This window comes from uncultured Meiothermus sp. (assembly GCF_937863175.1).
In the GTDB taxonomy this organism is placed as follows: Bacteria; Deinococcota; Deinococci; order Deinococcales; family Thermaceae; genus Meiothermus.
On record NZ_CALMCQ010000075.1, the window covers coordinates 1 to 12314 of the forward strand.

A 12314-nucleotide genomic window follows, 5' to 3' on the forward strand; every position below is an offset into this window, starting at 1 on the left:
GTCCCGCACTGGCGAGGCTGGCCCCATCAAGATCACCCGGTTCGAGCGCTACAAGGGAGGTTCGCGCATCTACTTCGTGGCGGGTTGGGAAGCCCTCGAGCTGTTCGACCAGGAACACCGCTTGCTGACCCGGCTGGGCGAGAATTTCAGCTCGGGCATCCTGGAACTGGAAAAGCCCATCGGCAATATGCGCGCCGAATGGTACCGGGTGCGGGCCGAGAACAACGCTCTCAAGGACGATCTGGCCGAGCGGATTATGCGCGATTTGCTGGCCGAGTTCCCCGGCCTGACCATCCAGGCCCAGGTTCCAAATACGGTGCTGGACATGGTGGGCAAGCGCCTGGCCGAGTGGCCTGGTGTACTGGCGCTGCTGGTCTCGCAAACAAAGGACAGGGCCCGCTATGTGCTGCTCAAGCACTCCAGCCGTAGCGAGGATTTACAGGCCATCTGGAACGAAGTCCTGAAGCCCCTGGGGGCCAAGGGTGGGGGCGCTCTGGTCAAGCTGGGGGTGTTGCCGCTGTCCGCACTGCACCCCGCTTTGGAAAAGTACAAGAAATATCTAAACCTTTAGCCGTCGAACCAGGGCTCGGTTTGACGAGTGCAAATTTTACAGACTCGGTATTACACCGCCAGGCCCTGCTCCGCTAGCCAGCGCGCAGCCGCGGCGGTCTCGTTGGGGCGCACCTCGAGGATCAGTCGGGGTCTGGCCTCACTCCTGGCGAGGGCGCGGAAGATGGCCTGCCAGTTGATGCCGCCCTGGCCAGGATTCCAGTGGCGGTCCAGGGTGCCGTCGTTGTCCTGCAAATGGAGGTGGCCCAGGAGACTGCCGGCCTCGAGTACCCACTGGTCGGGGGTGGGGCCGCCTTTCTGGTGCATCAGGAAGGCATGACCCACATCCACGCTAAGCCGGACGTACTCGGAATCGAAGGAACCGACCAGGGTACGCAGCGGGGCAGGGTTGGTATCGCAGATATTTTCGATCACCAGGGTAACTCCCAGGCTGCTGGCCAGCGGAAGGATGGACTCCAGGGTGGCGTGAACGTTCTCGATCTGCCGAGGCAGGCCATTGGCCGCCGAGTGGGCCGCCAGCGGGTGTCCAAAAAAGAGGAACGGACTATGGATCACCATATGGCTTGCGCCCAGGTCGGCTGCGAACTCGAGCCCCTTCCGGTATCGCTCGGCCACCAACCGCCGAACCGCAGGGTCGAAGGAGTCCATCCAGAGGCCGTCGTAGGGGCCGTGTATACCCATGCGGCCCTGGTAACCGTCCAGCGCAGCTTTGGCCTGAGCTACCAGCGGCTTCCAGTCGCCGTCGAGCACCTCAGGCCGGTAGGCGTCCTGGATCTCGAGGTCGCGCCCGCCGTGTTGCATCAGCCAGTCGCGGTAATGCGAAACCTGCTCGATGGACATGGCTGCTCCGAGTACGGGGAGGGGTGGGGTTCGAGTGGGATTTTCCATGGCCTGCTAAAGATATGGCCGGCTGGTCAGCCTGCGGTAAGGAGGATTGTCAGCTCGAGTCTGACCGGCCGGTGACACCCGCTACCTAGCCTCTCAATCAAGATGGGAGAGTCCTTTATTCGGGTCGAGCAGGTCAGCCACCGCTACGCCAATGGAACCGTGGCGCTCTCCAGCATCACCCTGGGCTTCAACATCAACCAGTTCACCGCCATGATCGGCCCCTCGGGTGCTGGCAAGTCCACCCTGATGCGGGTCATCAACGGCCTGGTGCGCCCCAGCGAGGGCCAGGTTTTTATTGGCGATACCCGGATCAGTCAGGCCCCCGAGGCCACCGTGCGCCAGGCCCGGCGGCAGATCGGGATGGTCTTCCAGCAGTTTAATCTGGTGCGTCGGCTCACCGCCCTCGAGAACGTCCTGATTGGGCGGCTTGGTACGCTAAACCCGGTCGCTTCCACACTCAAACTTTATGGCCGGGAAGACCGCGAGCTGGCCATGGGGCTGCTCGAGCGGGTCGGAATGGCCGACTATGCCTGGCAGCGGGCCGATACCCTCTCGGGCGGTCAGCAGCAGCGGGTGGGCATTGCCCGGGCGCTCGCACAGCAGCCACGCTTGATCCTGGCCGATGAGCCGGTCTCGGCCCTGGATCCCAAAAGCTCCGAACAGGTGATGGAGATTCTACAGTCCATCAACGCTCAGGACGGCATAGCCGTGATCTGCAACCTGCACCACCTGGATACCGTGCGCGAGTATGCCGACCGGGTAGTGGCTCTGAAGCGGGGACAACTGGTCTTCGATGGCTCTGTTGCGGATCTAAGCGAAGAGGTCTCGAGGTCGCTGTACTACGACGAACAGCAGTCGCGGGAGATCACCCCAATTCTGGCGACGCAATTGAGTTTTGCCGATTAATCAAACCAGTGTATTATCCTCGACCACGCCAGAATGACAAAGCCCTCTTAGCATCACTTTGCTCATAGAGCAATCCACCCATCAGGAGGAGACCCCATGAGAAAATTGCTACTAACAGGTATCGCTCTGCTGTTGAGCCTGGCCTCGGCGCAGCAGATTCAGGCTGACCGCACGGGCTGGCCCCAGAGCATCATCTTTGCCACCGTCCCGGTGGAAGGCTCGGCGGATGCCACCGCCCGCTTCCGCCCGATGGTTGAGCACCTTCAGAGCCGCCTGGGAATTAACGTGACTTTCCGCAATGGGGCGGACTATGCGGCGGTGATTCTGGCCATGCAGAACCGTCAGGTGGATATGGCCTACTTTGGGCCTGCTTCCTATCTCGACGCCGAAGACCGGGCCAACGCGGAAGCCCTGGTACGGGAGCACTCCATTCGGGGTGGTCAGGGCTACTTTGGGCTGTTGATCGTGCGGCGCGGAAGCCCCATCACCAACATCCAGCAGGCCCGTGGGCAGGAGTTCGCCTTTGTAGACCCCGCCTCGACCTCGGGCTTCCGGGTTCCCATGTTCGACCTCTGCACCCGCTTTAACATCGAACCTCGGCAGTTTTTCAGTCGGGTACTGTTTGCTGGAACTCACGAAAACGTGATTCTGGGAGTTGCCCAGGGCCGCATACCCGTAGGCGCCACCAACGACCTCTCGCTGGATACCGCCATCAACCGGGGGGCTGTCAAAGCCGAAGATATTACCATTATCCACCGCTCGGATCTGATTCCTGGCTCGCCCATCGCAGTTCGCAGAGACCTCCCCGCCACGCTCAAAAACGCCATTCGTCAGGTTCTGACCGAGATGTCCAATACGCCCGCCTTAAGAGACTGGCTGACCGAGCAGGGTCTGCGGGGTTTTGTGCCCTCCACCCCCGCCGACTACCGCGACTTCCGCCAGATCAACAGCCGCTTCCGCGAGAGTACCTGTCCTCCGCGGCAGTAGATGGAGTCCAGTCGTGGACAGGGGGGCCCCAACGCCCCCTTTTTTAGTGGAGCAGTGCGCTGCACTACGGGCTCGCCTTTTGAATCCAGCTGGTTACCGCCCTTCAACCCGCGACTTCCCTTTCTCCTCCCGACCACGGGTTCTACTGACCTCTCTAACTGGCTCCACCCCTGACCTCTGGCTGACCGGGGGCACATAAAGTCCCCCATAGTTTATGAGCCCTCCAGTGCCGACGAAGACAAAACTGACCCCGCCCGACTGGTATCGGCGGCAGGTATGGTGGAGCTACGCTGCTATGGCGGCAGTGGTGGTGGTACTGGTCTGGTCCACCTTCGGAACCGAGCTAAGCCCCTGGCGGCTGCTGACTGGTCTGGCCGCCTCCGGGCGCTTTATCGCCGAGTTTTTCCCTCCGGACTTTACCCGCGGGTCCGAGTATCTCAACTCGATGTTTGAAACCATTAAGATGGCGGTCTGGGGTACTGCACTGGCCTTTATTGCAGCCGTACCGCTAAGTTTCTGGGCCGCCACCAATACCACCCCCCACAGCCTGGTCTATCAGTTCACCCGCCGTATGTCCGATGTCTTCCGGGGTCTTAATGAGTTCGTGCTGGCCATGGTCTTTGTGGCGGCGCTGGGACTGGGGCCGTTCCCCGGTATCCTGGCCCTGGCGGTCAGCACCACCGGAACCCTGATCAAGCTGTTTTCCGAGGCCATTGAGCTGGTGGATGTGGGCCAGGTCGAGGCGGTCAAGGCTTCGGGGGCGGGCCCGTTGCAGGTGCTTACCCATGCCTACTGGCCGCAGATCGTACCCACGGTTCTCTCGATGACCCTGTACCGCTTCGAGGCCAATGTGCGTGGGGCTACGGTGCTGGGTCTGGTGGGTGCGGGGGGCATCGGACTGTATGTGACCGAGGCCATTCGCGGTTTCAACTTTCAGGCTGCGGGGGCCATTCTGATGGTGATTCTGGTAGCGGTGTTCCTGGTGGACTTCCTGAGCGCTAAGGTTCGGGAGAGGTTGAGCTGATGTCCCGGGGTCTTGAAACTGGGGCTTTTGACCAGGCGTTCTGGCTTGGCGTGCTGGCCAGGGCCGACGCGCTGGAGGTCAAGGCTTTTACCGATGGGCTGTTGCCCGCGCTCGAGCCCCTGGGCCTCGAGGTTCTGGAAAACCGCACCGGACTGGTTATGCTGCCCAGCACCGATACCGCCAAGGGCAGCCGGTTTCACCTGGGCGAGGTGCTGGCCTCGGAGTCGAGGGTCAGGCTGGCGGGGGTGGAAGGCTATGCGGTATGCCTGGGGCGCGACCTCGAGCACTCGCTGGCGGTTGCCATCCTGGACGCAGCCTTGCAGACCGGCCTGGAGATCGAGTTGATCCAGACCTTTGTCAGGCAGCAGGCTGAAAAGCTCGAGGCCGCCGACCAGGCCCTGCTACGGCGGGTGGAGCAGACCCGGGTGGAAATGGAAACCTTCTGATGAAAACTCCCTCCCCAACCCCACTGGAAGCCCGGGATCAGGCGGTGTTCCTGGCCCTGATGTGGGCCCTCAGCCGGCCTGGCGAAGTACAGAAGCTGGAAACGGGAGGTGCGAATGGCCTGGAAGCGGTGGGCCTGGCTTTACTGGACCTGGAAACCAGTTTTTACACCTCCGACCCCGCGCTTTATCAGACCTTTCTCCGGCTGGGAGCCCGTCCGGAGCCGCCGGATAAAGCCGCCTATTTGTTCTTCTCGCCAGTGGACGAAGCGGCGCTGGATGCCATAGCCCAGGCACCGTTGGGCACGCTTCTACACCCCGAGCAGGCCGCTACCCTGGTGCTGGCCGGAGCGCTGGGCCGGGGCCCGAGGCTCCGGTTGCGCGGCCCTGGCATCCGGGAGGCAACCCTGCTCGAGGCCGGCCTGCTCGAGCCGTTCTGGCGATTGCGTGCGGAACGGATCTCCTTCCCGCTGGGCTGGGATGCCCTGGTGGTCTTTAGCCAGGGAGAGTGCGTGGGGATTCCCCGCAGCACCCTGGTGGAGGTGATCTGAGGTGGCCTACGTAGCAACCCGAGGCGGCGAGCGGGCCATCCAGAGTGCCGAGGCCCTTTACCGCTGGCTGAACCGGCAGTACGACCCGGGGTTTGTGCGCGACCTCGAGACCCACCTCCCCTACCTGCTCGACCGGGTGATGGGCGAAGGTTCGCTCTGGGCTCCCGAACTCGCCGCGCTGGCCGTCGCACAAACTGGCGGCGACCTGTACGAGGCCGTCCTGCTCCTCCGCGCCTACCGCTCGACCCAGCCCCGCATCGCCTATGCCGAGCCAATTGACTCCGGTTCCATGCTCACCGTGCGCCGCATATCGGCGGCCTTCAAGGACATCCCCGGCGGACAGATTCTGGGGCCGACGCTGGACTACAGCCACCGGGTACTGCATCTGCAAAACTCAGCAAAACCAGACCAGTCGCTCGAAAGCCCGGAAAACGCCAGAAGCGGGGCTTTAGCCACCATCCCATACGTAGCCGACTGGCACCGCCAGACTGGGCTGATGCAGCCCTTAAAGCCCGACCCCACCCCGCCCGCCGAGATTCCCGACCTGACCCGCGATCCACTGCTCTTTCCTGCGCCCAGGGCGCAGCGCCTTCAGGCCCTTGCGCGCTCCGATACTGGCGGAGTTCTGGCCCTGGGCTACGCCAACATGCGCGGCTATGGGGGCATCCATCCCACGGTCAATGAGGTGCGGCTGGCCTATGCCCAGGTGCAGGTTAAACACCCCGTCACGGGCGCGGTGTTCAGCGCCGGGCGGGTGCGCTACTCCCAGGCCGAGGTGGTTACCAAGTTCAAAACCGGGGCGGATGGAAAGCCCGCCTTAGAGCTAGGCTTTGCCGCCACACTGGGTTGGAACGAGGTCAAGCTGATCGCCGCTTCCATGCTGGATACCGCGATGGATCTGCCCGAACCACACCCCGCCCACACCGAGGAGTTCGTGCTCTCGCACACCGAGCCGGTAGAGTCCAGCGGCTTCTGCATCCACTACAAGCTTCCGCACTACGTAACCTTTGGCTCAGATCTGGACGCTCTGCGCAAAGCCCGCGCGCAAGCCGAAAGCAACGAGCGGGAGGGGGTGGGATGAGTACCCTTGCCGAGCTGGCCTTCAGCCGCCAGGACTACGCCTATGCTTTTCTGGATGCCTTCGCCAAGCGCGAGCTGCGGCGCAAGATCCTGAAGGCCATTGCCATTCCGGGTTACCAGGTGCCCTACGCCAGCCGCGAGGTGCCGATGGCCCGGGGCTGGGGCACCGGGGGGCTGCAAGTCACCCTGGCCCTGGTGGGACCTAAAGACACCGTGAAGGTGATTGACCAGGGCGACGACGACTCGGTCAACGCCGCCAACCTGCGGCGCTTTATCGCCCGGATGGCCGGGGTCAAAACCACCACCGATGCCCTCGAGGCCAGCCTGATCCAGAGCCGCCACCGCATTCCCGAGGAGATTCTGCGGCCGGATCAGATTCTGGTCTTGCAGGTTCCGGTTCCCGAGCCGCTGAGCTGGGTCGAGCCGAGCTACACCCGGGCCCGCGAACTCCACGCCGATGCCGAGTACGGTCTGGCCTGGCTGGGTATCTACGAGGATCTGGTGCGCTACCGCAGCAACACCCACGGGGCCGACTACCCGGTACTGGTGAATGGCCGATACCTGATGGCCCCCAGCCCCATCCCACGCTGGGACACCCCCAAGCTCCACCTGGCCCAGCACCTGACCCTGCTCTCGGCGGGCCGCGAGAAGCGTCTGTATGCCGTGCCACCCCATACCGAGGTGCGTCCGCTCGAGTTCAGCGACGTGCCCTTCGCAGTGGAAGACCAGCGCGGCTGGGCGGATGCACAAACCGGGGTGCAAAACAAGTTCATGACCGAGATCCCTCTGGAAGGTGGGCAGTCCCGCTACCAGCTCTCAGACTCCGACTATGCCCGCAAAGCCGCACTGAGACTGGAGATCGGCGCGACCTACTACGACGACCAGGGAACCTTCTACATCCCGGGCTTCCTCGCCGAGCGCAAAGCGTCCGTCGCCCCTTCCCATGCGGAGCAGAGCCTGGGTACGGACTAGCCACACAAGGGCCAGCATGCAGACACTCCCCCTCAAGCCCCCTCAACTCACCCAGCACAACCCGGTAGTCCGGGCCACCGGCCTACAAAAAACCTACGGCCAGGTGGTTGCTTTGCGCGATGTCTCGCTGGTGGCCTACCCGGGGGAAGTCCTGGGTATTGTAGGCGAGTCGGGGTCGGGAAAGTCCACCCTGCTTCGGCTCCTGAACCTCCAGGAGTCAGCCGATGCCGGCACGTTTTACCTCGAGGCCTCTCCGCACGACCAGCAAGACCTGTTCACCCTCGACCGCTACCAGGCCCGGCAGGTTCGCGTCCGACATATCGGGATCGTCTACCAGAACCCCCACCTGGGGCTGCGGATGAACCACACCTCTTCGGGCAATGTGGCTGAGCGGCTGATTCTGGCCGGAGAGCGGAGTTTTGGAAGCCTGCGGCGGGCTGCGCGGGAGTCGCTTCAGGTCTCCGACTTTCCCCTGGGTCGCATGGACGACCCGCCGCGAAAGCTCTCGGGAGGGATGCAGCAACGGGTACAGCTCGCCAAGGCGATTGCGCTCAAGCCAACTTTGTTACTGCTGGACGAGCCCACCACCGGACTCGACGTCTCGGTGCAGGCCCTGGTGCTCGACACCCTGAAGCGTCTCCAGTACGAGCTGGGCATCACCATGCTGATCGTCTCCCACGACCTGGGGGTGATCCGCACCCTGGCCGACCGGGTGATGGTGATGCGCGACGGCAGGGTGGTCGAGGCGGGCCTGACCGATCAGATTCTCGAAGACCCCCAGCACCCCTACACCCAGCAGCTAGTCCACGCCAAACTGTGATCCCGCTATGAAAACCCTCTCCGAAGCCCCCACCCTGCACCCCACCGCTCGAGTGCACAACTCCCATCTGGGCGCCTGGAGCGAGCTGGCTGAGGGGGTGCAGTTTTTCGACTCGAGCCTGGGCGATTTCAGCTACCTCATGCAGTACAGCCAGGCGATCTATGCCGAGATTGGCAGGTTCTGTTCGATTGCCAGCTTTGTGCGACTCAACCCAGGCAACCACCCCATCCAGCGCCCCAGCTCGCACCACTTCACCTACCGCGCCGCCGCCTATGGGCTGGGTCAGGATGACCTCGAGTTCTTCCAGTGGCGCCGCGACCATCCGGTGCGGGTCGGGCACGATGTCTGGATCGGTCACAACGCCTCGGTGATGCCCGGCGTTACCATCGGCAATGGAGCGGTGGTCGGCACCGGTGCGGTGGTGACCAGAGATGTAGCGCCCTACACGGTGGTAGTTGGCGTACCGGCCAGACCCTTGCGGCTACGATTTGACAAAACCATTATCGAACGGCTGGAAGATACCGCGTGGTGGGACTGGCCGCACCAGCTTTTGCGCGAACGCCTGGGCGATTTTCGGGGCAGCGTGGAAGAGTTTCTGGAGAAGTACGGGCGGTAGAGCAACCACCCCAACCCAGTGGCACGTATGACTCTGCTATCGGTACAGCACCTGACCAAACACTTCCAGATTCACGCGCTGGGACGGGAGGTTCGGCCCTTTGAGGGGTTGAGCTTCGAGCTAAAGGCGGGCGAGTTCAAGCTGGTTACTGGCCCCAACGGGGCCGGCAAGTCAACGCTTTTGCGCTGTATCTACCGCAGCTACCTGCCGACCTCGGGCCGGGCTGTCTACCACTCGAGCCTTGGTTCCATTGACTTAGCTTGCGCAGCCGACGTGGACATCACCCTGCTGCGCCGTAGCGAAATCGGCTATGTTTCGCAGTTTTTGCGACCACGCCCCAGGGCCAGTGCTTTGGAGCTGGTAGCCGAGCCGCTTTTGCACGCCGGGGTCGCCAGACCGCTGGCGCTCGAGCAGGCCGCCACATCCCTACAGGAGTTTGGCCTCAAACCCGAGCTTTGGGAAGCCTATCCAACTACCTTCTCCGGCGGCGAGCAGCAGAAGGTCAACCTGGCCCGGGCGCTGATCCGGCCCAACCGCCTGCTTTTGCTGGACGAGCCCACTGCTTCACTCGATCTTGCGGCCCGAACTGCACTGCTCCGGCGGTTGCGGGAACTCAAAGAGAGGGGTGTGGGCCTTCTCGGCATCTTCCATCATCCCGAGGACGTGGGCAGCCTGGTAGATAACGGCATCGAGATTCAGATCCAGGAGGAGGAGGTGGCCGTAGGCCGCCAGGCCTAGTCCTGTCCGGCTTGCGGCCCAAAGGTATGTGGATTTCGAATCTCCAACTGGTACTGCCCGACCGGGTGGTAATGCGAGGCTCCCTTCGGGTCGAGGGTGGCCTGATTGCCGCCATTGCAGAGGGCGATGCCCATGAGGCCCTGGATGGGCGGGGGCTGACTGCCATTCCGGGAATCGTGGATATGCACGGCGACATGCTCGAACGCGAGCTTCAGCCACGCCCCGGCAGCCGGTTCCCCTTTGAACTGGCGCTTTACGAACTGGACAAAAGGCTGGCCTCCAATGGCATTACCACCGCTTATGCTTCCATCTCCTTTATCGAGGGCTGGGGGTCGCGCGACCCCCGAGAGGGGATGGAGATCGTCGAGAACATCCACCGCTACCGTCAGGGTCTGCTGGTAGACACCAGGGTACACGCCCGCTTCGAGGTCACCACGCCATCCTCGGCCCAGATTCTGCGAGAGGCAGTGGTGAAGGATGAGATCCATCTGGTCTCGTTGATGGATCACTCACCAGGGCAGGGGCAGTTCCGCGACCTCGAGCAGTATGTCTCGTATTACACCAAATGGATGGGGGCCGGCTCCGAAGCCGAGCCAGGGATCCGCGAAAAAGCCCTCCGCCTGCTGGAGGCGCCACCGGCCTGGCATATCGCACAGGAAGTAGCCCAGGTCTGCCTCGAGCGCCAGGTTCCGCTAGCCTCGCACGATGACGATACCGCCGAGAAGGTGGGCATGATGGCAGGACTCGGCACCACCATCTCGGAGTTCCCGGTAGATATGGAGGCCGCCGAGGAGGCCAGGCGTCGTGGGATCTGGGTAGTGATGGGCGCACCCAATGCCTTCCGGGGCAGCTCCCACTCGGGCAACCTCAGTGCAGTGGAGGGCATCCGGGCGGGGGTGGTGGACGGGCTGGCCGCCGACTATCACCCGGCCTCGCTGGTGCAGAGCGCCTTCAAGCTGGCCCGCGAGGGATTGCTGCCGCTGCACAGTGCGGTCAAGCTGGTCTCACAGAATATCGCGGCGATGTGCGGCCTGACCGACCGGGGAAGGCTCGAGGTTGGGCTTCGCGCCGATTTTGTGCTGGTGGAAGAGGGGGAGTGCCCCAGGGTACGGGCTACCTTTTCCGGGGGGCGGAGCATCTACTCCGACGGAACGCTTCAGACCCGGTAGCTCTGTGGCGCCTCCAGGAGTCTTTAGGTGCGAGCACGACTCCTGTTAGGTCACCTTGAAATGGTGTTCCTTTCCCCCATTGGTTGGGCCGCCTGCACACGGATGGCCCCCCCATCGCGATTCTGGCTGTTTTGCCGCTGGGAGCAGCAGCGAATATATGCCTTGCACGGCATTTTTGTCCAGGGAACGGTCGAACTCCTTCTGAAAACCGTCTCTTTGCCGCCTCCGGGTTCCTCGAGTGAATGGGTGCGCCTTCTACGGCAACCGCCCTCCCTGCCTACTATTCTTAAACCGACAAAGAGCATACTATCCTCTGGATGGATTTCTTAGTTGCTGCGTTGCTTATTGGTCTAGCTGTCTACTTCCTCTTTCGGGTGCTGGGGGGGGTACTGCCTGCGCGCTGGCTGGCCCGGTTCCGGCCTCCAGGAATGCGCCAGGCGTCGCGTAAGGTAACCGAGAAATGTACGGTCTGCAAAGATGTGCTCAACCCTGCAGAGATCACGGCCTTGCGCCAGGGCAGGCGCAAATGCCCAGAAATGGCCCGCTGCCCTTATCAGCGCAACCGGTGGCTTAATTAGAGCGTTTTAAGGAAATATTACGGGGCATTTGAGGCCTAAAACTTCACAGGGGGCAGTTCGCATACCGCAACCCAACCCGAAAAAAGCACCCCAACGAACCGCGCCCTCTTCACAAGAATGGAGACCTTCCGAGCTTTGAATTGACTGTCCTGGATAGAATAAAGGCTGCCCAAATAGGCAGTACTGTCTATGAAGAACACGTCAACGTCTAACCCACATCAACCCAGCTTCGCTATAAAGTGGAGGGTGGGTGAGCTTGCTGGGTTGCGCCCAGGCCAGTCCCGCAAAAAAGCTATTCGTTGTCATCTCCGGTTGGGCGCAATTCCCGAGTGATCACCGATCAGCGCATCGCCTGACCACATACGTGGGAACCCCTTAGCTTGTATTGGGTAAAGGAGTCTATGGGAATCAGGAAATTGGTATGGAATTTGTTAGGTTTATGGACCCTGCTGGTTGGGGTTGCATTTGCTGAAGCCAGGAACCTGCCGCAGTATGTCTTTTTAGTAGACACTTCGGCTTCGATGATCGGGCGGGAAGATGGGCGCACGGTGATATTCCCCCAGGTGCAGCGTGAGTTGATGCGGTTTGCTGAGCGAGTAACCAGCGAAACCGAGGTGCGCATTGTGACCTTTAGCCACGAACCTCAGAGTGTGGCCTCCTTTGTACTGCCACGCGAGCGGGCAGAGATGTTGCGGTATATCCGCGGCCTGCGGGCGGAGGGGCGTTCCAGTTTTATCTATGGGAGCGTGAGCAGGGCTTACACCGAGCTTTGCACAGGACAAAGGGCTTTTTACCTCTTTACCGATGGCCTGGATAATTCCGGCGAGTCCGCGCGGATGCCGGAGCTGAAAAGCCCCTGTCCCCTGACCCTGGTCTCTCTGGGGGTACTGCCGAAAGGTTTTGCCGATCACTGGGAAGGATTGCAGCAGACCAGTCTGGCCGACAGACCAGCCAACCAGTGGCCCCAGGCCA

General features: G+C 62.2%; 14 protein-coding genes and 1 pseudogene. 14 read left to right on the forward strand and 1 reads right to left on the reverse strand.

The annotated features are described in order from the left end of the window. Positions 1-571 (forward strand): annotated as a pseudogene (locus Q0288_RS02930) (alanyl-tRNA editing protein); the annotation flags it as partial. Between the two features lie 50 nt (positions 572-621). Here Q0288_RS02930 and Q0288_RS02935 read toward each other — a convergent pair. After that, positions 622-1410: a sugar phosphate isomerase/epimerase family protein gene (locus Q0288_RS02935; RefSeq protein WP_299426929.1), complete on the reverse strand. Its 789-nt coding sequence runs from the start codon at positions 1408-1410 to the stop codon at positions 622-624. Between the two features lie 150 nt (positions 1411-1560). Between Q0288_RS02935 and phnC the strand changes: the two genes are divergently transcribed. The 13 genes from phnC to Q0288_RS03000 all read left to right on the forward strand — a co-directional run. Beyond that, positions 1561-2364, forward strand: coding sequence for a phosphonate ABC transporter ATP-binding protein (gene phnC / locus Q0288_RS02940; protein ID WP_299426932.1), 804 nt, complete (start codon positions 1561-1563; stop codon positions 2362-2364). A 96-nt stretch (positions 2365-2460) separates the two neighbouring features. After that, complete coding sequence (gene phnD / locus Q0288_RS02945; protein ID WP_299426935.1) at positions 2461-3351, forward strand: phosphonate ABC transporter substrate-binding protein; 891 nt, start codon at positions 2461-2463, stop codon at positions 3349-3351. Between the two features lie 226 nt (positions 3352-3577). Further along, positions 3578-4375: a phosphonate ABC transporter, permease protein PhnE gene (gene phnE, locus Q0288_RS02950; protein WP_299426938.1), complete on the forward strand. Its 798-nt coding sequence runs from the start codon at positions 3578-3580 to the stop codon at positions 4373-4375. Further along, positions 4375-4821, forward strand: a complete 447-nt coding sequence (gene phnG / locus Q0288_RS02955; RefSeq protein WP_299426941.1) for a phosphonate C-P lyase system protein PhnG — start codon at positions 4375-4377, stop codon at positions 4819-4821. The genes phnE and phnG overlap by 1 nt, the downstream gene beginning before the upstream one ends. Further along, the gene (phnH, locus tag Q0288_RS02960; RefSeq protein WP_299426944.1) at positions 4821-5369 is read left to right on the forward strand and encodes a phosphonate C-P lyase system protein PhnH; all 549 of its coding nucleotides are present in this window, start codon (positions 4821-4823) and stop codon (positions 5367-5369) included. The genes phnG and phnH overlap by 1 nt, the downstream gene beginning before the upstream one ends. A 1-nt stretch (position 5370) precedes the next feature. Continuing rightward, positions 5371-6450: a carbon-phosphorus lyase complex subunit PhnI gene (locus Q0288_RS02965; RefSeq protein WP_299426947.1), complete on the forward strand. Its 1080-nt coding sequence runs from the start codon at positions 5371-5373 to the stop codon at positions 6448-6450. Beyond that, positions 6447-7421 carry an alpha-D-ribose 1-methylphosphonate 5-phosphate C-P-lyase PhnJ gene (locus Q0288_RS02970; RefSeq protein WP_299426950.1) on the forward strand — a complete coding sequence of 325 codons (975 nt, stop codon included), beginning with the start codon at positions 6447-6449 and terminating at the stop codon, positions 7419-7421. Before Q0288_RS02965 ends, Q0288_RS02970 begins: the two co-directional genes overlap by 4 nt. Before the next feature lie 16 nt (positions 7422-7437). After that, on the forward strand, positions 7438-8241 hold the full coding sequence (locus Q0288_RS02975; RefSeq protein WP_299426952.1) for an ATP-binding cassette domain-containing protein: 804 nt from the start codon (positions 7438-7440) through the stop codon (positions 8239-8241). A gap of 7 nt (positions 8242-8248) precedes the next feature. Continuing rightward, entirely contained in the window at positions 8249-8857 is a 609-nt protein-coding gene (locus Q0288_RS02980; protein ID WP_299426954.1) for a DapH/DapD/GlmU-related protein, read from the forward strand. Positions 8858-8884: 27 nt separating this feature from the next. Then, complete coding sequence (locus Q0288_RS02985) at positions 8885-9595, forward strand: ATP-binding cassette domain-containing protein (protein WP_299426957.1); 711 nt, start codon at positions 8885-8887, stop codon at positions 9593-9595. Positions 9596-9621: 26 nt separating this feature from the next. Beyond that, a complete protein-coding gene (locus Q0288_RS02990) occupies positions 9622-10764 on the forward strand; it encodes an alpha-D-ribose 1-methylphosphonate 5-triphosphate diphosphatase (RefSeq protein WP_299426960.1) in 1143 nt (380 codons plus the stop codon). Positions 10765-11081: 317 nt separating this feature from the next. Then, positions 11082-11342 (forward strand): hypothetical protein, encoded by a 261-nt coding sequence (locus tag Q0288_RS02995; protein WP_299426963.1) that lies wholly within the window; start codon positions 11082-11084, stop codon positions 11340-11342. A 428-nt stretch (positions 11343-11770) separates the two neighbouring features. Further along, a partial coding sequence (locus tag Q0288_RS03000) for a VWA domain-containing protein (protein WP_299426966.1) occupies positions 11771-12314 on the forward strand: 544 nt, incomplete at its 3' end.

What these genes read in the sequence shown, in the direction of transcription:
- Q0288_RS02935 (WP_299426929.1), bottom strand. Translation starts at nt 1,410, where the DNA reads ATGTCCATCGAGCAGGTTTCGCATTACCGCGACTGGCTGATGCAACAC.
- phnC (WP_299426932.1), top strand. Translation starts at nt 1,561, where the DNA reads ATGGGAGAGTCCTTTATTCGGGTCGAGCAGGTCAGCCACCGCTACGCC.
- phnD (WP_299426935.1), top strand. Translation starts at nt 2,461, where the DNA reads ATGAGAAAATTGCTACTAACAGGTATCGCTCTGCTGTTGAGCCTGGCC.
- phnG (WP_299426941.1), top strand. Translation starts at nt 4,375, where the DNA reads ATGTCCCGGGGTCTTGAAACTGGGGCTTTTGACCAGGCGTTCTGGCTT.
- phnH (WP_299426944.1), top strand. Translation starts at nt 4,821, where the DNA reads ATGAAAACTCCCTCCCCAACCCCACTGGAAGCCCGGGATCAGGCGGTG.
- Q0288_RS02970 (WP_299426950.1), top strand. Translation starts at nt 6,447, where the DNA reads ATGAGTACCCTTGCCGAGCTGGCCTTCAGCCGCCAGGACTACGCCTAT.
- Q0288_RS02975 (WP_299426952.1), top strand. Translation starts at nt 7,438, where the DNA reads ATGCAGACACTCCCCCTCAAGCCCCCTCAACTCACCCAGCACAACCCG.
- Q0288_RS02980 (WP_299426954.1), top strand. Translation starts at nt 8,249, where the DNA reads ATGAAAACCCTCTCCGAAGCCCCCACCCTGCACCCCACCGCTCGAGTG.
- Q0288_RS02985 (WP_299426957.1), top strand. Translation starts at nt 8,885, where the DNA reads ATGACTCTGCTATCGGTACAGCACCTGACCAAACACTTCCAGATTCAC.
- Q0288_RS02990 (WP_299426960.1), top strand. Translation starts at nt 9,622, where the DNA reads ATGTGGATTTCGAATCTCCAACTGGTACTGCCCGACCGGGTGGTAATG.
- Q0288_RS02995 (WP_299426963.1), top strand. Translation starts at nt 11,082, where the DNA reads ATGGATTTCTTAGTTGCTGCGTTGCTTATTGGTCTAGCTGTCTACTTC.